This window comes from Bradyrhizobium australiense (assembly GCF_013114825.1).
GTDB classification, from domain to species: domain Bacteria; phylum Pseudomonadota; class Alphaproteobacteria; order Rhizobiales; family Xanthobacteraceae; genus Bradyrhizobium; species Bradyrhizobium australiense.
Map to the genome: position 1 here is coordinate 16,133 of NZ_JAAVLX010000003.1, position 21,398 is coordinate 37,530.

The window sequence follows — 21,398 nt, forward strand, 5'->3', positions numbered from 1 at the left end:
TCCAAGGTTCAGCTTTTGATCGGATTCCAGGCCGAAGGGGATCGGCGGATGGCAAATGCCTCGCAAGAAGCGCATCGCCGGTTCCGGAACTGAAACCATCACATGTTCGTTGTAGCGTCTGTCCACTAGTGAACACATGAGCGGCGACAAACCGATTATAGTCGGATCGGAACAGGAATCCCCTGATGCTCACGAGACCAGACGTGACGGCCGGAGTACGGCCGTTCAACAATCTGCTGCGGCGATTGAATGATGCCGATTACGGATTGGTCGAACCGCACCTTGTCTTCGTTGACGCCCAGCCGAACGACCTTCTCTACAATCCCGGCGACGACGTCGAGATCGTGCACTTTCCCTGCGGCCCCAGCCTCGTGTCCTACATGGTTCCGAACGAGGACGGGCGCGACGTCGAGACCATCCTGATCGGCCGCGAAGGCGCCGTCGGCGGCATCGTCAGCCAAGGGTTTCTACCGGCTTATACCCGCATCACCGTCAAATTCGCCGGACCTTTCGTGCGGCTGCCGGTCGGTAGGCTTGATGCGGCGAAATTAAAATCGCGTTCATTGAACAACATCTTCGCGCGCTATGCCGATTGCATGCTGGCGCAGATCTTCCAGTCCACCGCCTGCAACGCGATCCATTCGATCGAGCAGCGCACCGCGAAATGGATCATTTCGGCGATGGAACGCACCGATGGCGAGGACATCGTGCCGCTGACCCATGAGCAATTGGCGACCCTGCTCGGCGTCGGCCGCTCTTACACCAGCCGGGTTATTCAGACTTTCAGGATGGAAGGCACGCTGGAGACCCGGCGCGGCTCGATCCTGGTCCGTGACCGGAATACGCTGCGGAACAGGTCCTGCCGCTGCAATGAGGCTGTCAAAGCCCATTTCGACGAGGTTTTGCGCGGGGTCTATCCCGACCCCGAAGTGGGCAATTGAGGTCCCGGCCAGGTCCCAAATCGGCTAACCAAATGCCAAACGAACCATTGTTTTTTGGCGTTTTCTGAATATATTGCGCCGCAACGCGCAAGGTGTGCCCGGTCCTTTTGGCCGGGCTTCCTTTTTGGGGCCAGGTTTGAGCCATGGCCCCGTTCGCATTCCAGGCTTTGAGGGCGATCCGGAAAAGTGGGTCCCGGTTTTCCGGTGAGATCGCGCCTCCACATGCACGACCAGAAGAACAGCCATGAACCTTCGCAACGTCGCCATCATCGCCCACGTCGACCACGGCAAGACCACCCTCGTCGACCGCCTGCTGCAGCAATCCGGCACCTATCGCGAGAACCAGAAGGTCACCGAGCGCGCGATGGACTCCAACGATCTGGAGCGCGAGCGCGGCATCACCATTCTGGCCAAGGCCGCCTCGGTGCAGTGGAAGGACACCCGCATCAACATCGTCGACACCCCCGGCCACGCCGATTTCGGCGGCGAGGTCGAGCGTATCCTGAACATGGTAGATGGCGCCCTGGTGCTGGTCGACGCCGCCGAAGGCCCGCTGCCGCAAACCAAATTCGTGGTCTCCAAGGCGCTCAAGGTCGGGCTGAAGCCGATCGTCGTCATCAACAAGGTGGACCGCCCCGACGCGCGTCCGACCGAAGTCATCAACGAGGTGTTCGATCTGTTCGCCGCGCTTGATGCCAGCGAGGAGCAGCTCGATTTCCCGATTCTTTACGGGTCGGCCAAGCAGGGCTGGATGGCCGAGAGCCCGGACGGCTCGCACGATGCCGGCATGCAGCCACTGTTCGACCTGATCGTGCGCCACGTCGCGCCGCCGAGCGTCGAAGAAGGCCCGTTCCGGATGATCGGCACCATTTTGGAAGCGAACCCCTATCTCGGCCGCATCATCACCGGCCGCATCACCTCGGGCGCCATCAAGCCGAACCAGCAGGTGAAGGTATTGGGCGCTGACGGCAAGACCATCGAACAAGGGCGTATCACAAAGATCCTCGCCTTCCGCGGCATCGAGCGCACCCCGCTCGATGAAGCCGAAGCCGGCGACATCGTCGCTATCGCGGGCCTCACCAAGGGCACCGTCGCCGACACCTTCTGCGATCCTTCCGTCGAAACGCCGCTGGTGGCGCAGCCGATCGATCCGCCGACGGTGTCGATGTCGTTCATCGTCAACAATTCCCCGCTCGCCGGCACCGAGGGCGACAAGGTGACGAGCCGTATGATCCGCGACCGCCTGTTGCGCGAAGCCGAAGGCAATGTCGCGCTGCGGGTGGTGGAGGCCACCGACAAGGACTCCATGGAAGTGTCGGGCCGCGGCGAATTGCAGCTCGCGATCCTGATCGAGACCATGCGTCGCGAAGGTTTTGAACTCTCGGTGTCGCGTCCGCGCGTCGTGCTGCAGAAGGACGAAGCCACCGGCCAGTGGCAGGAGCCGATCGAGGAAGTCGTGATCGACGTCGACGAGGAGCATTCCGGCGTCGTCGTGCAGAAGATGAGCGAGCGCAAGGCCGAGATGATCGAGATGCGCCCCTCCGGTGGCAACCGCCTGCGCCTGGTGTTCTACGCGCCGACCCGCGGCCTGATCGGCTACCAGGGCGAACTGCTCACCGATACCCGCGGCACCGCGATCATGAACCGCCTGTTCCACGGCTATGCGCCCTATAAGGGCGACATCCAGGGCCGCCGCAATGGCGTCCTGATCTCCAATGACCAGGGCGAAGCGGTGGCTTACGCGATGTTCAAGCTGGAAGACCGCGGCCCGATGATGATCGAGCCGGGCTGGAAGGTCTACAAGGGCATGATCGTCGGCGAGCACACCCGCGACAACGATCTCGAGATCAACGTGCTCAAGGGCAAGCAGCTCACCAACATCCGCACCACCTCCAAGGACGAAGCGGTGCGCCTGACGCCCCCGATCAGGATGACTCTGGAAAAGGCGCTGGCCTATATCGAGGACGACGAGCTGGTTGAAGTGACTCCGAAGTCGATCCGCCTGCGCAAGAAGTTCCTCGACGCCAACGACCGCAAGCGCGCTGAAAAGGCCAAGGAAGCAGTGGCGTAAGGCTAGAACTGCTGTCGTGCCCCGCGAAGGCGGGGCATCCAGTAATCACGAAATCCTGAGATTGAGCCGAGGGGCCGCGGCGTACTGGATCATCCGCTTTCGCGGATGATGACATCTGTGGATGCGGCGGCTTTAGACCTGCCTCCGAACATGCTAGATGCGACGCATGACCTCCCTCCCCTCTTCCGTCGATGTCGCCATCATCGGTGCCGGCGCCGCCGGCCTCGGCGCCGCGAACGCACTGAAAAATTCCGGCCTCTCCGTCATCGTGCTGGAAGCGCGTGACCGCGTCGGCGGCCGCGCCTACACCATCATGGCGTCGCCTGACGTCACCTTCGACGTCGGCTGCGGCTGGCTGCATTCGGCGGATGAGAATTCTTTTGTCAAAATCGCCGAACAGTTCGGCTTCGAGATCAACAGGTCACTGCCGCCCTGGCGCGAGCGCGCTCACGGCAAGGCATTTCCGCAAGCAGAGCGCGACGACTTCATGCGCGCGCTCAATGCGTTCTACGATCGCGCCGAAGTAGCGGCGGCGGAAGTCGCGAAGAATGGCCACGACTGCGCCGCCAGCCTTTATCTCGAACCCGGCAATCGCTGGAACCCGATGATCGATGCGATCTCGACTTACGTCAACGGCTGCGAGCTCGATCAGGTCTCCGTCCTCGACATGGACGCCTATGAAGATACCGACATCAACTGGCGCATCCGCCGCGGTTATGGCGCGCTGATTGCGGCCTATGGCGCCGCGTGTCCGCTTGCGCTCAATTGCGCCGTCACGTTGATCGATCATTCAGACAACCGCGTCCGCATCGAGACATCACGCGGCACGCTGACTGCCGACAAGGTGATCATCACGGTGCCGACCAGCCTGATCGCCGACGAGGCGATCCGCTTTCACCCGCCGTTGCCGCAAAAAGTCGATGCCGCGCGCGGCCTGCCGCTCGGCCTCGCCGACAAGGTGACGCTGGCAGTGGATGAGCCGGAGGCGCTTCCCGTAGAGGGCAATCTGCGCGCCGCCACCATGCGCACCGAAATGGGCACCTATCACATCCGTCCATTCGGCCAGCCCTGCATCGAAGGCTTTTTCGGCGGACGCTTTGCGCAATGCCTGGAGGACGCCGGCCCCGGTGCGCTGGCTGCAACAAGCATCGACGAGATCGTCTCGATTCTCGGCAACGATTTTCGCCGCAAGCTGAAGCCGCTCGCGGAATCACGCTGGGCGCATGATCCTTTCGCGCGCGGCTCCTATTCCCATGCGCTGCCGGGACATGCGGGGGATCGGGCAGTGCTCGCGGCCCCGGTCGATGGCCGGTTGTTCTTTGCGGGCGAAGCGACCTCGCCGGAGTTTTTCACGACGGCGCATGGTGCGAGGGATTCGGGGGAACGGGCGGCGGAAGAGGTATTGGCTGCGTTGACGAAGCGCTGACGTCGACGTCGTCATTGCGAGCGAAGCGAAGCAATCCATCACGCTGCATAACGGATGGATGGATTGCTTCGTCGCTTTGCTCCTCGCAATGACGGTTGAGGCGACTTTCTTTCCTACTCCATCACCCGCGCCCGAATGTCCGCATCCGGCACGAAGCACTTGTCATACTTCCCAAAGATCCGATACCGATTGCGCGCGACGAGGCTATAGACGGCGTCCCGCAGCGGCTTTGGCACGGCGAAGAACACGCGTACCCAGCCCCACCGCGGCAACAGGCTCAGCACCGTCAACGCCGCGTCGGACTTCAACCAGGCCACCCCGCCGTGCAGCACCGCATTGGTGTCGGGATCCTTGGGATCTATGCCAAACGCCTGCGCCAGCCGCGTGCCATACGCCGACTGGATCGCGGTGAAACGAAATCTCCGCTCGACGTCGCGGTTTGCCACGAAGCGGACCCAGCGCGAGCAGAAGACGCAAACGCCGTCATAGAGGATCACGTCATCATCGGGCCATCGGCTCATGCACACTCCTTGTTTTGACGCGTTTCCTTCACGCGACCGGTTCCCACTTCGCTCGGAAACGCTATCTGTTATCCAATGTCAGCAGCGCCACCAGCATCAGCACAATCGCCGGTCCCGTCTTCACCGGTGCGCCCAGCGGCTCGATCCAGGGATCCGGCGTCAGGATTGCGGCGCCCACCATATAGCCGAGCGACGCAATATATCCGCGATCAGGCCAAATGCCGAGGTGCGGCGGAACGCGATCAGCACGCCGATGCTCTCCGCCGTGCGGGCGATACCTCACGGCTGCGATGGGCCATCAGCAGGAAAAACGCGATACCGGGACCGCGCCTTCAAGGCACGATCGAGTTCAGGTCCGGCTAGGCTTACACCGCCTTCAGTTTCCACCAGCCAATGGCCCTCACTGCCATGGGCCGGCAGCACGCGAAAATCGGCCTTGCCGCCGGCGGCGCGAAACGCATCGGCCAGTTGGCGCGAGAATGCGGGCGAAAAGTAGCTGTCATTTGCAGCCACCAGCCAGGTCACTTTCACGCGCGCGGCCTTGCCGAATTCGCCGGCGGCGGCCATCAGCGTGTGCGGCGCGCAGACGCGGTTGGGAAAATCATTGGCATGCCCGCCGCGCCCCGGCGCGAACGCGACGATGGCAGCAACGTTCTTCGGATCATCGCCGGCCAGCGCCAGGGCTCCCCAGGCACCGGCCGAATGGCCGATCACGACCATGCCCTCGGAGCGGATGAAGGGCTGCTGGCGTATGAAGCCGGTGGCAGTGGCGATCGCATCCGCCGTGGCGCGGCCGGCCTTGGCGTAATCAGCCTCGTCGCAGCCGCCCTGATCCTCGAGGTATTTGCCGCCCGTCGCGCCATGGCCCGGGCGTTCGGGCACCAGCACGGCAAAACCGCGCGCCACGAGCCACGCGGCGAGCGCGCGATATTCGGGTCGCGGCATCTGCGCCCGCCGCAACACGTTCTGGGTGGTGGCATGCGCGATCACGGCCAGTGGAAACGGTCCCTCGCCGCGCGGCCTGAACAGCATCGCGTGCGCGGCAGTTGCGGGATCGGGCGAAGGTACCAGCCAGTGCTGCAGCCGATGAGGCTCGCTTTCCGGTCCTTGCGCGCCAAGGCTCGGCTGCGCCGCCGCGGTGTGCGCGCCGAGCGCAACAACGGCGACCAGCGCGAGAAGCGTGGTTAGCGGAGGCATGGACTGGCCTGGTACAGCCGAGGGAGGGGCTATTGCGAACTCACCAGCAGAATACCGCCGGCGAATCAAATCCAGCGCATTTTTCCGTGAACGGAGTTCACCGTGCCTTTTGGTTGAATGATTCTAACAACGATTCCGCCGCTATTGCCGCGGCAAAACACGTGATGAGACAGCCCCCTTGTCCTCTTTCGGCACAGCAACGTGAGAAACTGATGCAGAAAATCCACAGGTTAACCGATAATTAACGATGGACCTTGAAGCCGACCCGCCGACTTGCTTTGATCAGGATATGAGCACAACCCTGATCGAGGTTCGACCGGCCAAGGCTGCGGACGCAGCCGCGGTGGCGTCTACCCATGATGAAGCCTGGCGCTCTGCCTATCAGGGCATCATTCCCGGCGCCGAGCTCGAAAAACTCATTAACCGTCGCGGCCCGCAATGGTGGGACAGCGCGATCCGCAAAGGCAGCCGCGTCAGCGTGCTGGTGTTCGGTGACAAGGTCGCGGGCTACGCCAATTACGGCCGCAACCGCGCCCGCAGCCTGCATTTCGAGGGCGAGATCTACGAGCTTTACCTGCGGCCGGAATTCCAGGGTCTCGGCTTCGGCCGCCGCCTGTTCACCGCCGCCCGGCGCGATCTGATGCAGAGCGGGCTGAAGAGCATGGTGATCTGGGCGCTATCCGACAACGATCCCGCGACGGAATTTTACCGCGCGCTCGGCGGCCGCATGGTCGCCCGCTCCTCGGAGAAGTTCGGGCCCAAATCGCTCGACAAGGTTGCTTTCGCCTGGACCAACTGAAGCTCCGGCCGTCATTGCCGGGCCTTGACCCGGCAATCCATCGTTCCTAAAGCGCCCTTGAAAGTATGATGGATACGCCGGTCAGGCCCGCGTATGACGATGATGCCTGTCGGCACAACTGCCCAGACCACGGAGCCCCTTTATGCGCATTGACGCCATCCCGATCGGAGTAAATCCGCCACACGACGTCAACGTCATCATCGAGGTGCCGGTTGGCGGCGAGCCGATCAAATATGAGATGGACAAGGAAGCCGGCACGCTGGTGGTCGATCGGTTCCTCTATACAGCGATGCGCTATCCCGGCAATTATGGCTTCATCCCGCACACGCTCTCGGGTGACGGCGATCCCTGCGACGTGCTGGTCGCCAACACCCGCGCGATCGTGCCCGGCGCGGTGATGAGCGTGCGGCCAGTTGGCGTCTTGCTGATGGAGGACGAGGCTGGCGGCGATGAGAAGATCATCGCCGTGCCATCCGCAAAACTGACCCAGCGCTACGACAAGGTCCGGAACTACAGCGACCTGCCCGACATCACGCTGCAGCAGATCCAGCATTTCTTCGAGCACTACAAGGATCTCGAGAAGGGCAAGTGGGTGAAGGTGCTGCGCTGGTGCGGCGCCGAGGACGCCCACCGCCTGATCCTGGAAGGCATTGAACGCGCGAAGAAGAAGTAATTTCTCGTGGCCCGGCTCCCTCGGCGGTGGGCCCCGGCTCAGCAGCGCAGCGCTGTCGAGCTGCGCTGCATCCGGGAACGAGAGCTCCGCATTGCGCACCATAGTTCGCTCGTTTCACTCGCGCCCCGGAACCACGGTAACCAGCTACACCGCCGGCTTTGGCAGCCCGTGAATCGCGCAGGCCGCGCGTAGCGTATTCACCAGGAGACACGCCACCGTCATCTGCCCGACACCGCCGGGCACCGGCGTGATCGCGCCGGCGACCTCAGATACTTCCTTGAAGGCGACGTCGCCGACCAGCCGGGTCTTGCCATCGGACAAGGGCAGACGGTTGATGCCGACATCGATCACGGTGGCGCCCGGCTTGATCCAGCCAGCGCGCACCATTTCGGGTTTACCGACCGCGGCATAGACCAGATCGGCGCGGGCGCAGAGTTGCGGCAGGTCCTTTGAGCGCGAATGCGCGATCGTCACCGTCGCATTTTCGTTCAGCAGCAATTGCACCAGCGGGCGGCCGACCAGATTGGAGCGACCGATGACGAGCGCATTCATGCCTTCCAGCGAGACATGCACGCTCTTGGTCAGGATGATGCAGCCGAGCGGCGTACACGGCGACAACGCGGCAAAGCCGCCGGCCAGCCGGCCGGCATTGTTGGGATGCAATCCGTCAACATCCTTGGCGGGATCGATCGCGTTGATGATGGTTTCGGTATGAAGCGATTTCGGCAGCGGCAATTGCACGAGAATGCCGTGCACGGCGGGGTCGCGGTTGAGCTTTTCGATCAGCGCCAGGAGATCGACTTGGGCGACGTCGGAGGGCAGTTTGTGCTCGAACGAGGCCATGCCGGCGGCCTGGGTCTGCGTGTGCTTGCTGCGGACGTAGACCTCGCTGGCGGGCTCATTGCCGACCAGCACCACCGCAAGGCCCGGCGTCAGTTGATGCTCGCGCTTGACCCACGCGACCTCTTCCGCAACGCGGGCGCGAAGCTCCGCCGCAATGACCTTTCCGTCGATAATGTGTGCCGTCATCTCAATCCTTCATCTTTTCCGCCTTGGGGGCGGTCGCCTTTCGGAGCGTTTCGCCGAGAATTTTGGGATCGCCGCCGACGGCAACCTGCTTCAGGCGCGAGGTCGTCCCTGAAAGAATCTTCACCCTCGCCTTCGGGACGCCGAGCGCCTTCGCCAGCAGTTCCGTGACCGCGCGGTTGGCCTCGCCGCCGTCGGCTATGGCGCGAACGCGTACCTTGACCACCGAGCGGCCGTTGGCGAGCGTTTCAACGCCATCGATATCATCGCGGCCGCCGCGCGGCGTCACCCGCAGCGCGACACTGATCCCGTCGGTGGAGTATCGCCAAGGATCCATCGGGCATCCATCGGCTGTCAGCGCCCGCGATCAGACGACGTTGGGATAGATGTAGTAGAGGATCACCCGCTGGGCGAACATGATGATCAGGATCAGGATGATCGGCGAAATGTCGAGCCCGCCCAGATTGGGCAAGAACCGGCGGATCGGCGCCAGTGCCGGTTCAGTGATCCGGTAGAGGAACTCAGCCACCGCCGCGACAAACTGGTTGCGCGTATTCACGACATTGAAGGCGATCAGCCAGGACAGGATGGCCGAGGCAATCAACAGCCAGACGTAGAGGTCGAGGACGATGATGACGATGTCGAGGATAGCGCGCATGTGGGGGGAGCTCGCGAGGAGGGATGAAGAGCTAGATATCGGTTCATCTCCCCTCAAACAAGGGAAGTTCCCGGCAAAATGACGCCAAAATCGGCAGTTTCACCGTTCTTGACTTGACCTCGGGCCGGACTGTAAATGGCGCCGATTGTCGACCGCTTCGGGTCACCTCGAGGCGGTCGCGACGGGGCCATAGCTCAGCTGGGAGAGCGCGTCGTTCGCAATGACGAGGTCGGCGGTTCGATCCCGCCTGGCTCCACCACGCGTCGCCCTTCGGGCTACGCGTGGCGCAGGCACGTGTTGGCCGAACGGCGAAGCGTGGTGCCCGGCATAGCCCGAAGGGCGAAGACGGGCTGGATCGGCAGGCACGAGCCCCTTCCCCATCACCTCCCCGTAAACCGCGGCGGCCGTTTCTCCACAAAGCTCGCCACGCCCTCCCGGAAATCGCTCCCCTTCAGCGCGATCTGCATTTCGCGGTTGGCATCGATGGTGGCTTCCGCCAGCGTCTGGAATGGCACCTCGTAGAGCTGGCGCTTGATCACCGAAATGGCGCTGGGCGAGACGAAATCGGCGAGATCGCGCGCATAGGCATAAGTTTGCTCGCGCAACTGGTCCGGCGGATAGATCCGGTTGACCAGGCCGATGCGCAATGCTTCCTCGCTCGAGACCCGCCGCGCCGACATCAGCAAATCCAGCGCATTGGCGTGGCCGACGATGCGCGGCAGCATCCAGCTAATGCCGTGCTCGGCAATCAGCCCGCGGCGCGCAAACGAGGTGGTAAAGACGGTATTGTCGGCCGCAAAGCGTAGATCGCAATACAGCGCGTGGACCAGGCCGATGCCGGCGGTGGCGCCGTTGAGCATGCCGATCACGGGTTTCGGGATCGCCGGATAATAGGCGTAGCGCGTCTGCCAGTCGGCCCGGCGGTTCATGTCGAATGGCGGCGTGCTCTCGCCGCGCCTGATCTCGCTGGGATCGATCGCCTGCAACGCCTCCATATCCGCGCCAGCGCAGAAGGCGCGGCCGGCGCCGGTGAGCACGATGACGCGGACATTGTCGTCGGCGCTGGCGGCCTCCATCGCGTGACGCACGTCGCGCTCCATGGTCGCGGTCCACGCGTTCATGCGGTCGGGACGGTTGAGCGTGATGGTCGCGATTCTGTCGCTTACCTCGTAGAGAATTTGCTGATAGTTCACCGCTGATCTCCCTGTTGTCCGTGTCATTGACGCTTTGGGTGCGAGGCAGTCGGCCGCATCGCGGTGAAACAGGTTCTGCATCATATGCGCGATGTCGGCGCGCCCTTTGTGCGGGCCATAGACGTAGTCGTGATAGACGGCGTCTTCGGTGAAGTGATTGGCGAAGCGCGCGCCGTCGCCGGATTCCGCCGACAGGGTGAAATCGCCGAGTAGCCGCGCGAACTCGTCGCCGCTCATGTCGCCTCCCTTTCGCCCAGTCGGAACCGCCGGGCTCAGGAGCGCGACACTATCACATCAGCGGCTTTTGAAAGACGTTTGGACGCGCGGATGAAATTCCGTGGGGCGGCTATTCGGCGGCATCCAGCAGAACCGCGTGCGGAGCGCGCGCGATCCAGCCCGCAATGAAATTCTTCAACCACGTCCGCTCGACGACGTCGTGCTCGGCGCGGCCTTCGAAGTGAAGGTGACGCGGCTGCGCGCCCGGTGAATCCATTCGCAAGCACCCGCTCGTGGTCCAGCGATGCATCATGGCGTAGGTCACGTCGGGATGAAACTGGAAGCCGAACGCGGGGCCGTGCTGAAACGCCTGCACCGGAAAGTCATCGCCTTCGGCAAGCAGTTCGGCGCCATCAGGCAGTTGAAATCCTTCGCCGTGCCAGTGGTAGACGCGCTCCGGCCAGTCCGAACAGAGCGCGTGACCGGCGGTGGTTGGGCGGATCGGATAGTAGCCGACCTCGACCCGGCCTTCACGATGCGGCGCGACCTGCGCGCCCAATTGTTTAGCAAGCATCTGGGCGCCCAGGCAGATGCCGAGAAACGGCCGCTGCTCACGCAAGGGAATTTCGATCCAGTCGATCTCGCGGCGGACATATTCGTCGGAGTCGTTGGCGCTCATGGGGCCGCCGAAGATGACCGCGCCGGCATGCTGGTCCAGCGTTTCCGGCAGCGGATCGCCAAATCGCGGACGCCTGATATCGAGGGAATAGCCGAGCGCCCGCAGCGCATTGCCGACCCGGCCGGGCGTCGAGCTCTCCTGGTGGAGAACGATCAGAACAGGCGATAGGGGCGCGGCGTCAGGCGCAACCAGCGCCCTTCGGCCCGGAAAGGGCACGATGTTGTCGCCATTTTTGCTCGACCGGAACGACATCGACGTTGCTCAGGTGCCTCGAATCGAAACCATACCTGAGTGAGTCTTAATTTCGCGTGAGTTCACGCACACACCCAAAAATGTAAGCAAACTGCGGGCCAGATGCGGTCAGAGCGCCCGATCGCGGTGCGAACGGGCTGGATACCGGAAAAACACGGGATTTCTTCAGCGCTGGCGGAGTTGGAAGCGGCCGACAGCCCCGAGGATAAAGGAGCGCGGAAACAGCCGGAGCAGGAACGGCACAATCTTGATGCCGAGGCCAGGCAGCACTGCCCGCTTGTTCGCCATCAATCCGCTGTAGGCCTGCTGCGCGACATCGGCCGGTAACACGTTGAGGATTGCCGAATCATAGCCGGGTCGAAATCCGGCGCGAGCCTGAAATTCCGAGGGCACGGGACCCGGACACAACACCGTCACGTGCACGCCATGTGGCGCCAGTTCTGCGCGCATGGCTTCGGTGAACGACAGCACATAGGCCTTGGACGCATAATAGACCGCCATTCCCGGCCCTGGCAGAAAACCCGCGATCGAGCCGACATTGAGAAGGCCGCCACGATTGCGGATCAGGTGATCGGAAAACCGCAGTGACAGGTCGGTCAGCGCGCGGATGTTGACGGCGATGATCTCGAGCTGGTTGCACCGATCGCGCTGGATCGCCCTGCCGAACACGCCAAACCCGGCGTTGTTGACGAGGTATTCGACTTCTACGCCGGAAGTGGTCAGGGCCTCGGCAATCCTGTCGCCGCAGTCGGGTTGCGCAAGGTCGCACGGAATGACGATCGGCGCCGCGCCCCCGGCCGTCTTGATTTCACTCGCCAACGCTTCCAGGCGATCGGCGCGCCGCGCCACCAGCGCTACGCGATGACCGTGCGAAGCAAAGACGCGCGCCAGCTCGGTGCCTATGCCCGCCGATGCACCGGTAATCAGCGTCACACGCTCGGTCACGGTAAATACTCTTAAAATCAAATCAGGGTTACGCCGCCAGCACGGGAACGAGAGCATAGGCGCGCGGTGTGGCGCAAGCCATTCTCCAAACATGGCGCCATGCAGGGTTGTGCGCGCCATGCGCCGAAATCTCCATGTTTTCAGGCTTATCGCGCAGTGCCGCCGCCGATTCCGGCGCACATTAAAGTTTCGTCATCTGCAATGATGCGCGACTGCGCCGCTCATTGTCACATCGCCGCGTCTTCGGCCTTCGGCACGCCTGCGGAAGAGGCCGACTGCCGCTCCGCCACCTTGTGCTTGAGATCGATCCGGTCGCGCGAGGAAATGCCAAGCAGGTCAGCCGCGCGCCAGACGACGTTATCCTCGAACTCGCTGACCTGGCCGTCGGCGTATACCAGCTCCCACATCATCTCGATGATGCGAAGCCGGCCCTCCTCATTCACCGAACGCATGATGACGCTGGTGAAATGATAGAGATCGACCGCTTCGCCCTCGGCCCGCGTCGCCGAGGCGATCAAATGATCTGCCGTGCCAGGGTCAAGCTTGAAGCGGCTCTCGATCAAACTGTGCAATTTGCGCTTCTCGATCGCGCTCGGCTCGCCGTCGAGCGAGACGACGTGAACCAGTAGCGCGGTCGCGGCGAGAAGATAGCCGGTATCGTCGAACGCGAAATCCGAATCCGCGCTGGGCGCAACGATGTCGGCAATGAATTGGCGCAGTCCGTCGAGCATCAATCTACCTGCAAAATTCGAAGAAGCTGTTGAGCGAATATGGGCTGAAGATTTGGCCTGCGCAATCCGCACGAAGAGTGGCTGACAACGCGAGCAGATTAAATCGGCGTCAGGTTAGGTATGAAGGTAGCATAACACGGGCACCCGGGGCGCGCGGCCGAAGCTTCAAAACACGCAAACCGTGCCGCTTTCGGAAGACATCGCCTATCGGCCAAAGGCCGATTGCGCGATTCGTCGCGGGCCGCAAGGCCGTCATAGACTGCAAATCACTCACATTTGCAGTGCGAGATCGTGATCGAGTAACGCCTCAAGGTATCTCGTACACCACCATCTTGTCGGCGATGCCGCGCAGCGCGGCTTCCTTCTGGATCGGCCGGATCGCCTGCTTTGCCAGGATTGTGGCGACCGCCGGCGATTCGATCACAGATCCCGTGATGTGGATTTCCTGCGAGGTCGACAGGCTCTGCACTCTTGACGCGATGTTGACGGTCTGGCCGAAATAGTCCTGCCGCTCATTCAGCATCACCGCCAGGCACGGGCCTTCGTGGATGCCGATCTTGACGATCAAGTCCTCGCGGCCGCGCTCGGCATTCAGCGCCGCCATCGCCGCGCGCATGCGCAGGCCCGCGACGATCGCATGCTCCGGCCGGATGAAGGTCGCCATCACGGCATCGCCGATCGTTTTCACAACCGCGCCTTTCTCCGAGGCGATGATTTCGAGCAGCGCGTGGAAATGCGCCCGCACCAGATCGAAGGCAGCGAGATCGCCGACCCGCTCATAGAGCGCGGTGGAGCCCTTGAGGTCAGTGAACAGGAACGTCAGCGAGGTGATCTTGAGGCGTTGATCGACGTTGAGATTATCCGCCTTGAAGACGTCGCGAAAAGTCTGGTTGGACAGCATCCGCTTGGCGGTCAGGATCGGCTTGCGCTTGCCGAGCAGCTCATGGAGCGTGTCGTTGGCGACCCAGACCGCGGGCAGCACCCGGTGGTCGGTCTGGTTCTCGAGCGACAGCCGTAGCGGCCCCGGACGCATCACCGTCGAGCCCGTGGGCGCCTGCAGCTTGTTGAAGACGATCGAAAACTGCTGTCGCTCGCGGGTCGGCTCGCCCTGGACATCAAAGAAATGCGCCGAGTGCGTCACCGGCTCGAACACGATCACGAACTGGTTTGGCAGTTGTAGCGACAGCACCGCCTTTTCGCCCGCCGGTAACTCGATGGCTTCCAGCGAAACCTCATCGACCAGCCGCTTGATCGATTCTTCGCTCAAGTCCATCCCCGAGCTCCAGAATATCTGGCGGTTATATTCCCAGATCGGCAGTGTATGAGGATCGTGCGCGGCGATGCGCCTGACGCGGGGGCTGACCGTGAAAGCGACCTCGACGCGGTCGTCGACGGATGCCTCGTAACCTTGGGCACACAGCGCGCAATTATAGTCGTCGTGACGGAGCGATTTCAGCGTGTTATGCGCGCCGAGCACGCCGCCGCAGCCGGGACACAGCACGTTCCAGGTGAGATCGAACAGCCCGAGCCGCGCCGAATGCAGGAAGGCCGAGATGACCTTTTCCTCGTCGAGCCCGTAGCGCGCGGCAAAATCCAAGAGGTTGATCCGGTTGAGCTCGCGGTCCTCGCCCCTGGCGATCAGTTGCGAGATGGCGTCGACCACCGCGGGATCGGCGGTCTGCTTCAAGACTGCGAACTGGGCCTGGGTATCGCTCATGGTTGACAATCTAGATGACGTTCCAGAGGTGGCTGCGCAAGGCGCGCTTGCTTGCCTGATGCCTTTTCTTCCCTCGACCCGGCAATCCGCCCGATCAAGAAAATGCTACCGGGACGTGATGGCAAACATCGGCGAACGGTCGGGCTGTGTGGTCACCACGCCGATCGGCATCACCGGCTCCTTGTCTATCAGCGTGATGCGAAACGCGCCGATCATCTTGGCCAGCGCCAGCGTGGCTTCGACCAGCGCGAAATGCGCGCCGATGCAGACGCGGGCGCCGACGCCGAATGGCAGATAGGCGAAGCGGTCGGGCGGCGTTCCCGTCATGAAGCGGGACGGGATGAAGGCGCTCGGATCGCGCCAGAGTTTTTCGTGTCGGTGCAACACCCACGGCGCGATCAGAATGACGTCCTTCTTCCTGACCGGCAGGCCCGCGATGGTATCCGGCCCGATCGCCGCGCGTGCGATCAGGAACGCCGGCGGATAGAGCCGCATGGTCTCGTCGACCACCGCGCGGGTGAATTTCAGCCGCTCGATATCGAGCGCGCCGTCGACGGTCGCGCCCTGCACTTCGCTCGCCACCTGCTCCTGCGTGGCGGGATCGAGCGCCAGAAGATAAAGCGCCCAGAACAGTGCGGTCGCCGTCGTCTCGTGGCCGGCGAGAATCATGGTCGCGACCTGATCTCCGAGTTGTTCGTCGGTGAAGGCTTGGCCGGTTTCCGGATCACGCGCCTCACCTATCAGCTCGAACAGATCGCGCGCCGGCCCGCCTGCGGTCTTGCCGGCGGCGCGACGCTCGGCCATCAGCATGCCGATGAATGCGGTCCAGCGCTTGCGGAAGCGGCCGCGCGCAATGTCCTGCGGGCTTGGCCAGCTCAGCGGCAGCAGCAGATCGAGGAAATGCGGGCGCGCCAGCCGTTCGCCATACTCGATCACGAAATCGCGCAAGGCGGCGCCGTGGCGATCCATCCCGAACGAGAACATGGTGCGGCCGGCGATCTCGAGCGCCATCCGCTGCATCGCCTCGCGCAAATCGACGGGTGCATTGCTGGCGGCGCTCAGCTTGGCGATCGTCTCATCGATCGCCGCCAGCATGTGCGGAACGAGCGGCATCACCGCGCGCGGCGTGAACGCCGGCGCCAGCGTGCGGCGCTGATGCTTCCACGCACGTCCTTCCGCGATCAAAAGACCTTCGCCGAGGATTGGACGCAGCACCCGGAAGCCGGCCGGCGTGCGCGTATAATTTTCGTAATTGTCGACCAGCACATGCTTGATCGCATCCGGTGCGTTGAGAATGAACGTGCTGCGTCCGAAGAAGCGGCCCTGAACGATATCTTCCTCATAGGCCCGCTGGCCCCAGCTACCGATCGGGCTTTCGCGGATCGCCTTCATCCGCCCGAACGCCGTCATGTCGTCGGGCGCCCGCGGCGGGCTTGGCGGCACCAATGGTGCGCGCGCAAGCGGCATATCGTAGGCTTCGGCTATGCTCATAGGCCTATCCCGTAGCCCGGATGAGCGGAGCGATATCCGGGATCCTGCCAAGCCCCGCATATCGCTACGCTCATGCAGGCTACGATCGTATCGATGTCTCCGATCCGGGCGCCCCAAAGGCGTATCCGAAGTGGCTACCAGTACAGCTAGTAGGTCAGTTCGGCGACCGCAATCCGGTTCTCGGAGGCCGGCCAAGTCCGCGCCACGATCCGCTCGGTATTGAACATATTTACCACGGGGCGGCCAATCTCCTCCGCCGGAAGCCGCAGGGTCGTGACCGAATCGGTCGGCACGCCGGATCTCACATCCCTCGGCTCCTTGCCGTCGATCAGCACCACGTCCCGCGGCAGGCCGAAATAGCCCCGCGGACGCGACATCAGGACCACGGCGCCGGCACCCGCATCGGCCGGCCCGAGTGGGCGCGCGGCACGCAGATGCACGATGTCGGAGGAGCGCGGAAATGGCGAGCGGTAGAGGTGGGTGGTCGGCGAACCCGCTGACGTCAATACGATTTCGAGAAACCAGGTCGGCTCGACCTGCGCCGGGCCCCAGCGGCCGTCGGCGCCGGTTTGCGAAGAATGGATCGGACCGCCAGTCCGTTCGCCGGTCTCGGGAGAGACCCGATAGATTTCGACTGTCGCGCCGAAGACCGGACGGTTGGTGGCAACGCCGCCCGGCGTGCCCGTCACAAGCCCGCTCAGTCTGACTTCGGCTTCCGGCACGATCTCGATACGCGACGGTTCCTGGCCGGCGATGAATTTGTAGATCTCGCGAAACGCGCGCGGGTGAAAGGCGACCTCGCGGTGATCAAGCGCACCGAGCACCAGATTGGTCGCACCCTTCAGCGCAGGACTATCCGACGTCACGCCGGTCGGCGCGCCCGGTTTACCGACGAAGCGGCCATCGGGCTGTGCATATTTGTCCATGCCCTCGCTGCGCAAGGTGAGGAACGCCGTGCCCGGCGTCACCTCGCTCTCGCCCTCGTTCAGGCCACGCAAAAACGGGCTGCGGCCGTTGAACTCGTTGTTGATGTCGTCATCCCAATCATAGATTCCGTGATTGGGAACGCCGCACAGAACGGCGTGGCTGATGTCGGCCGCGCCGCCATTCCTGATGTAATTGCGGATCGAATAGCCGCCGCGCGAATTACCGACGAGCGCGATGCGCGCCGCGCCGGTGCGACGCTGCAATTCCTTGACGGCCGCGCCGAGTTCGCGGCGCTGGTCTTCTGTCGAGGAACGGTTCGGTTGCTCCATGTTGTCGTCGGTGCGCGCCAGGGGATCAGTAAAGCTGATGGCCATCATTCGCTCGCGCGGTACGCCGTTCGATTCCATGCGCCAGAGGGTGGTGATCCAGAGCGCCGCATGGTCGCCATTGCCATGCACGAACAGGATCGGCGGAACCGCCGCTGGTGCGGTCTGCGCCCGCGCCAGCGAGCCAAAGAGCGGAAGACCGAATGAGCCAGCCAGCAGGGGCACGGCTCCGACGCTTCTCAGGATCAACCGTCGCGACAATCGCATTTCGGAACCTCCCGTCGCTTTTCAATACCTTGGCTGTGCGTTAGCACCGTCGAAGGCGGCGCAACGACTGGACAGGCCATGGTTTTCGCAGGCATCAACTTAAGTTCGAATGGAATCAAGCCGGTGACAGAACGCCAACGGAACTTATCATGACCGACCAGCCGAAGCGCTCGCGCCTTGCGACTGACGGCATTGCAGCACCGTTGCGGCACGCCGTGTTCCGGCGCATCTGGCTCGCCAGCCTCGTTTCCAACCTCGGGATATTGATCCAGGGCGTCGGCGCGGCCTGGGCGATGACGCAGATGACCTCTTCGGCCGACAAGGTCGCGCTGGTGCAGACCGCGCTGATGCTGCCGGTCATGCTGATTTCGATGCCGGCCGGCGCCATCGCCGACATGCACGACCGCCGCATCGTCGCACTGGTCTCGCTCGGGATCGCGCTGATCGGCGCAACCGCGCTGACCGTGCTGGCGTGGCTCGGCCTCGTGACGCCGAATATCCTCTTGGCGCTTTGCTTCGTCGTCGGCAGCGGCATGGCGCTGTTCGGGCCGGCCTGGCAGGCCTCGGTGAGCGAGCAGGTGCCAGCGGAAACGCTGCCGGCGGCGGTCGCGCTCAACGGCATCAGCTACAACATTGCGCGCAGCTTCGGCCCGGCGATCGGCGGCATCGTGGTTGCCACAGCCGGCGCCGTGGCCGCGTTTGCCGTCAACGCCGCGCTGTATCTGCCGCTTATGGTGGTGCTGTTTTTGTGGAACCGCGCCAGCGAGCCGTCACGCCTGCCGCGCGAACGGCTCAACCGCGCCATGGTCTCGGGCGTGCGCTACATCACCAATTCGCCGTCGATCAAGATCGTGCTGACGCGCACGCTGGTCACCGGCATCATCGGCGGCTCGGTCTCGGCGCTGATGCCGCTGGTGGCCCGCGACCTCCTGCATGGCGGCGCGCAAACCTACGGCATCATGCTCGGCGCCTTCGGCATGGGAGCGGTGTTCGGCGCACTGAATATCGGCGAGGTGCGCCGACGCATGAGCGGCGAGGCTGCGGTGCGCGCCTGTGCGATAGCGATGGCCGGCGCGATCGCGGCGGTCGCCCTGAGCACCAACGCCATCCTGACGGCGATTGCGCTCGTGCTCGCCGGCGCGGTGTGGATGCTGGCGGTCGCCCTGTTCAACATCGGCGTGCAGCTTTCGGCGCCGCGCTGGGTTGCGGGCCGCTCGCTGGCGGCCTTCCAGGCATCGATCGCCGGCGGCATTGCGGTGGGAAGCTGGGGCTGGGGCCACCTCACCGACCTCGCCGGCGTGGAGATCGCGCTATTGGTTTCGGCAGGCCTGATGCTGATCTCGCCCCTGCTCGGCATCTGGCTGCGCATGCCGCCGGTCGGCGCGCGCAACGAGGATGCCACGGAGCTGCTTGCCGATCCCGAAGTGCGGCTGTCGCTGACCGGACGCAGCGGACCGCTGGTGGTCGAGATCGAGTATCGCGTCGCACAGGACAACGCCCGCGCATTTCACAATGTGATGCAGGAAGTGCAGCTCAGCCGGCAGCGCAACGGCGCCTATGGCTGGTCGATCGCGCGCGACATCGGCGACCCCGAACTGTGGACCGAGCGCTATCACTGCCCAACTTGGCTCGATTATCTGCGCCAGCGTAGCCGTGCGACGCAGTCCGAGCGCGCCTTGCACCAGCGCGCGATCGACTTTCATCTCGGCCCCGAGCCGATCCGCGTCCGCCGCATGCTGGAGCGACCGTTCGGCTCGGTCCGCTGGAAGGAAGACACCCCCGACCGCGCTGCCAATGAGGTCTTGCCGGTGGTCGCCACGGCGGCAGGCAGCAGCACCTGAGCTGAGGTGGCGCGGCGGCGTGCCGCAATGTTGCGTCGCGTCCTTGCGACCAAAGTCGCATTACCGCGGCCAAACTTGCCAAACCGCGGCGCAAGCCTCTAGACTGGATTTCGTCATCGCACGGTTGAAGCGCCCATAATCCATGCGTCCAGCTTCAGGCTGGAATAAAATACGCAGATCATGGGTTGATGCTTGGAGGCGACCACTTAAAAATTGCCGATAAAAATAGAGCTATCAGACGACAAAAATAATCCAGGGAGGGAAACATGAAATTGCGTCAAGACACGCCAGCAACCCGTCGCGCTGTACTGGGTGGTGCCGCCGTCGCCGGCGCAGCGATCATCAGCGCTCCATATATCCGCAATGCCGAAGCGGCCGAAACGACAACCTGGAAGGTCCAGACTTCCTGGCCGGCCGGCGTCGGGCTCAACACGTTCAAAACCTGGGCCGCATCGATCAAGGAAAAGACCGGCGGCGAGCTCGAGTTCAAGCCGTTCGCCGCCAAGGAAGTGGTCGGCGACTTCGAGTTGCTCGATGGCGTGAAGAACGGCGTGCTCGAGGCGATGAATTCCTTCACGGTCTATTGGGTCGGCAAGGTGCCGGCGACGGCGTTCCTGTCGTCATACCTGATGGGCCTCCGCTATCCGCACGAATGGGACGTGTTCTTCTACGGGAAGGACGGCCTGAAGATGGCGCGCGAAATATTCGCCAAGCAGAACATCATGTATGTCGGGCGCATCCATCATGGCCCGAACATCATCCATTCCAAGAAGCCGATCCGCTCGATCGAAGACTTCAGGGACCTCAAGCTGCGCGTTCCCGGCGGCATGATTGCCGAAGGTTTTGCGGCGATCGGTGCCAAGACCACGCTGCTTCCCGGCGGCGAGGTATTCTCGGCGCTGGAGAAGGGGACCATCGAGGCGGCCGACTACACCGGTCCCGCCGTTAATTGGGACCTCGGCTTCCAGCAGGTCACCAAGTACATCTGGATGGGGCCGGCCGGACTCGAATCGATCTATCAGCCGGTCGACCTGATGGATTTCTGCGTTGGCATGAACCACTGGAACAAGCTCTCGCCGAAGATGAAGGCCTGGGTCGAACTCGAGGTCGAAGCCTACTCGTCGCTGCACCACGCGGCGATCCAGAAGGCCGACATGGAAGCGTGGCCGAAGTTCATCAAGGCCGGCACCGAAATCAATCGTCTGCCGACCTCGGATCTGGAGAAATTCCAGCGCGTCGCCGTTCCGATCTGGTTCAAATGGGCCAACAAGGACAAGGACGCTGCGCGGGTGTTCAAGGCTCAGCTCGAGATCATGGAATCGCCGAGTTACGGCTACGTCACACCCGATATGTATCAGGGTCAGAAGCTCGACCTCTGAGGCTCGAGCGACGGCGGCGCGGGCCTGTGCGCCGCTGTCTCCTGCCCGCGGCAGCGCGGCAGGAGTGTGACCCGTTGTCATTTCACGTCTGAGACGTCCGCCATCCCACGCGGACGTGGGGA

At 63.2% G+C, this 21,398-nt stretch carries 19 protein-coding genes, 1 tRNA gene and 1 pseudogene; 8 read left to right on the plus strand and 13 right to left on the minus strand.

Going from position 1 to position 21,398, the window contains the following annotated elements:
• The first annotated feature begins 185 nt into the window (after window positions 1-185).
• The 3 genes from HCN58_RS07195 to HCN58_RS07205 all read left to right on the plus strand — a co-directional run bounded on the left by HCN58_RS07195 (window position 186) and on the right by HCN58_RS07205 (window position 4,438).
• Window positions 186-941: a Crp/Fnr family transcriptional regulator gene (locus HCN58_RS07195; RefSeq protein ID WP_171578686.1), complete on the plus strand. Its 756-nt coding sequence runs from the start codon at window positions 186-188 to the stop codon at window positions 939-941.
• A 244-nt stretch (window positions 942-1,185) separates the two neighbouring features.
• Window positions 1,186-3,012, plus strand: a complete 1,827-nt coding sequence (gene typA, locus HCN58_RS07200) for a translational GTPase TypA (protein ID WP_171578687.1) — start codon at window positions 1,186-1,188, stop codon at window positions 3,010-3,012.
• A gap of 166 nt (window positions 3,013-3,178) precedes the next feature.
• On the plus strand, window positions 3,179-4,438 hold the full coding sequence (locus tag HCN58_RS07205) for a flavin monoamine oxidase family protein (protein ID WP_171578688.1): 1,260 nt from the start codon (window positions 3,179-3,181) through the stop codon (window positions 4,436-4,438).
• 113 nt (window positions 4,439-4,551) lie between these two features.
• On the opposite strand, the gene HCN58_RS07210 is transcribed toward HCN58_RS07205, so the two are convergent.
• The 3 genes and pseudogenes from HCN58_RS07210 to HCN58_RS07220 all read right to left on the minus strand — a co-directional run bounded on the left by HCN58_RS07210 (window position 4,552) and on the right by HCN58_RS07220 (window position 6,156).
• A complete protein-coding gene (locus HCN58_RS07210; RefSeq protein ID WP_171578689.1) occupies window positions 4,552-4,959 on the minus strand; it encodes a thiol-disulfide oxidoreductase DCC family protein in 408 nt (135 codons plus the stop codon).
• 61 nt (window positions 4,960-5,020) lie between these two features.
• Window positions 5,021-5,217: pseudogene (locus HCN58_RS07215) on the minus strand (DoxX-like family protein); the annotation flags it as partial.
• A gap of 21 nt (window positions 5,218-5,238) precedes the next feature.
• Entirely contained in the window at window positions 5,239-6,156 is a 918-nt protein-coding gene (locus HCN58_RS07220; protein WP_171578690.1) for an alpha/beta hydrolase family protein, read from the minus strand.
• A 289-nt stretch (window positions 6,157-6,445) separates the two neighbouring features.
• Here HCN58_RS07220 and HCN58_RS07225 point away from each other — a divergent pair, with 289 nt between their 5' ends.
• Both HCN58_RS07225 and ppa read left to right on the plus strand, forming a co-directional pair.
• Window positions 6,446-6,955 (plus strand): GNAT family N-acetyltransferase, encoded by a 510-nt coding sequence (locus HCN58_RS07225; RefSeq protein ID WP_108520852.1) that lies wholly within the window; start codon window positions 6,446-6,448, stop codon window positions 6,953-6,955.
• 142 nt (window positions 6,956-7,097) lie between these two features.
• Window positions 7,098-7,628 (plus strand): inorganic diphosphatase, encoded by a 531-nt coding sequence (ppa, locus tag HCN58_RS07230; RefSeq protein ID WP_171578691.1) that lies wholly within the window; start codon window positions 7,098-7,100, stop codon window positions 7,626-7,628.
• A gap of 144 nt (window positions 7,629-7,772) precedes the next feature.
• Here ppa and folD read toward each other — a convergent pair whose 3' ends face one another.
• The 3 genes from folD to HCN58_RS07245 are packed head-to-tail and all read right to left on the minus strand — an operon-like array spanning window position 7,773 to window position 9,312.
• Window positions 7,773-8,657 (minus strand): bifunctional methylenetetrahydrofolate dehydrogenase/methenyltetrahydrofolate cyclohydrolase FolD, encoded by an 885-nt coding sequence (gene folD / locus HCN58_RS07235; RefSeq protein WP_171578692.1) that lies wholly within the window; start codon window positions 8,655-8,657, stop codon window positions 7,773-7,775.
• A 1-nt stretch (window position 8,658) separates the two neighbouring features.
• On the minus strand, window positions 8,659-8,991 hold the full coding sequence (locus HCN58_RS07240; protein ID WP_171578693.1) for a DUF167 domain-containing protein: 333 nt from the start codon (window positions 8,989-8,991) through the stop codon (window positions 8,659-8,661).
• A 30-nt stretch (window positions 8,992-9,021) separates the two neighbouring features.
• A complete protein-coding gene (locus tag HCN58_RS07245; RefSeq protein ID WP_171578694.1) occupies window positions 9,022-9,312 on the minus strand; it encodes a YggT family protein in 291 nt (96 codons plus the stop codon).
• Between the two features lie 183 nt (window positions 9,313-9,495).
• Between HCN58_RS07245 and HCN58_RS07250 the strand changes: the two genes are divergently transcribed.
• Window positions 9,496-9,571 (plus strand) — tRNA-Ala (locus HCN58_RS07250).
• A 121-nt stretch (window positions 9,572-9,692) separates the two neighbouring features.
• Here HCN58_RS07250 and HCN58_RS07255 read toward each other — a convergent pair.
• The 7 genes from HCN58_RS07255 to HCN58_RS07290 form a co-directional block, all read right to left on the minus strand.
• Entirely contained in the window at window positions 9,693-10,505 is an 813-nt protein-coding gene (locus HCN58_RS07255) for an enoyl-CoA hydratase (RefSeq protein WP_171579506.1), read from the minus strand.
• A gap of 346 nt (window positions 10,506-10,851) precedes the next feature.
• On the minus strand, window positions 10,852-11,652 hold the full coding sequence (locus tag HCN58_RS07265) for a glutamine amidotransferase (RefSeq protein WP_171578695.1): 801 nt from the start codon (window positions 11,650-11,652) through the stop codon (window positions 10,852-10,854).
• 165 nt (window positions 11,653-11,817) lie between these two features.
• The gene (locus HCN58_RS07270) at window positions 11,818-12,597 is read right to left on the minus strand and encodes an SDR family NAD(P)-dependent oxidoreductase (RefSeq protein ID WP_171578696.1); all 780 of its coding nucleotides are present in this window, start codon (window positions 12,595-12,597) and stop codon (window positions 11,818-11,820) included.
• Between the two features lie 227 nt (window positions 12,598-12,824).
• The gene (locus HCN58_RS07275; RefSeq protein ID WP_171578697.1) at window positions 12,825-13,328 is read right to left on the minus strand and encodes a tellurite resistance TerB family protein; all 504 of its coding nucleotides are present in this window, start codon (window positions 13,326-13,328) and stop codon (window positions 12,825-12,827) included.
• 307 nt (window positions 13,329-13,635) lie between these two features.
• Window positions 13,636-15,045, minus strand: a complete 1,410-nt coding sequence (locus tag HCN58_RS07280; RefSeq protein WP_171578698.1) for an adenylate/guanylate cyclase domain-containing protein — start codon at window positions 15,043-15,045, stop codon at window positions 13,636-13,638.
• 105 nt (window positions 15,046-15,150) lie between these two features.
• Window positions 15,151-16,536 carry a cytochrome P450 gene (locus HCN58_RS07285; RefSeq protein WP_171578699.1) on the minus strand — a complete coding sequence of 462 codons (1,386 nt, stop codon included), beginning with the start codon at window positions 16,534-16,536 and terminating at the stop codon, window positions 15,151-15,153.
• A 146-nt stretch (window positions 16,537-16,682) separates the two neighbouring features.
• Window positions 16,683-18,056: a hydrolase gene (locus HCN58_RS07290; RefSeq protein ID WP_171578700.1), complete on the minus strand. Its 1,374-nt coding sequence runs from the start codon at window positions 18,054-18,056 to the stop codon at window positions 16,683-16,685.
• 149 nt (window positions 18,057-18,205) lie between these two features.
• Here HCN58_RS07290 and HCN58_RS07295 point away from each other — a divergent pair, with 149 nt between their 5' ends.
• Window positions 18,206-19,897 carry an MFS transporter gene (locus tag HCN58_RS07295; protein ID WP_171578701.1) on the plus strand — a complete coding sequence of 564 codons (1,692 nt, stop codon included), beginning with the start codon at window positions 18,206-18,208 and terminating at the stop codon, window positions 19,895-19,897.
• A gap of 266 nt (window positions 19,898-20,163) precedes the next feature.
• Window positions 20,164-21,276, plus strand: coding sequence for a TRAP transporter substrate-binding protein DctP (dctP, locus tag HCN58_RS07300; protein WP_171578702.1), 1,113 nt, complete (start codon window positions 20,164-20,166; stop codon window positions 21,274-21,276).
• The last annotated feature ends 122 nt before the right edge of the window (window positions 21,277-21,398 follow it).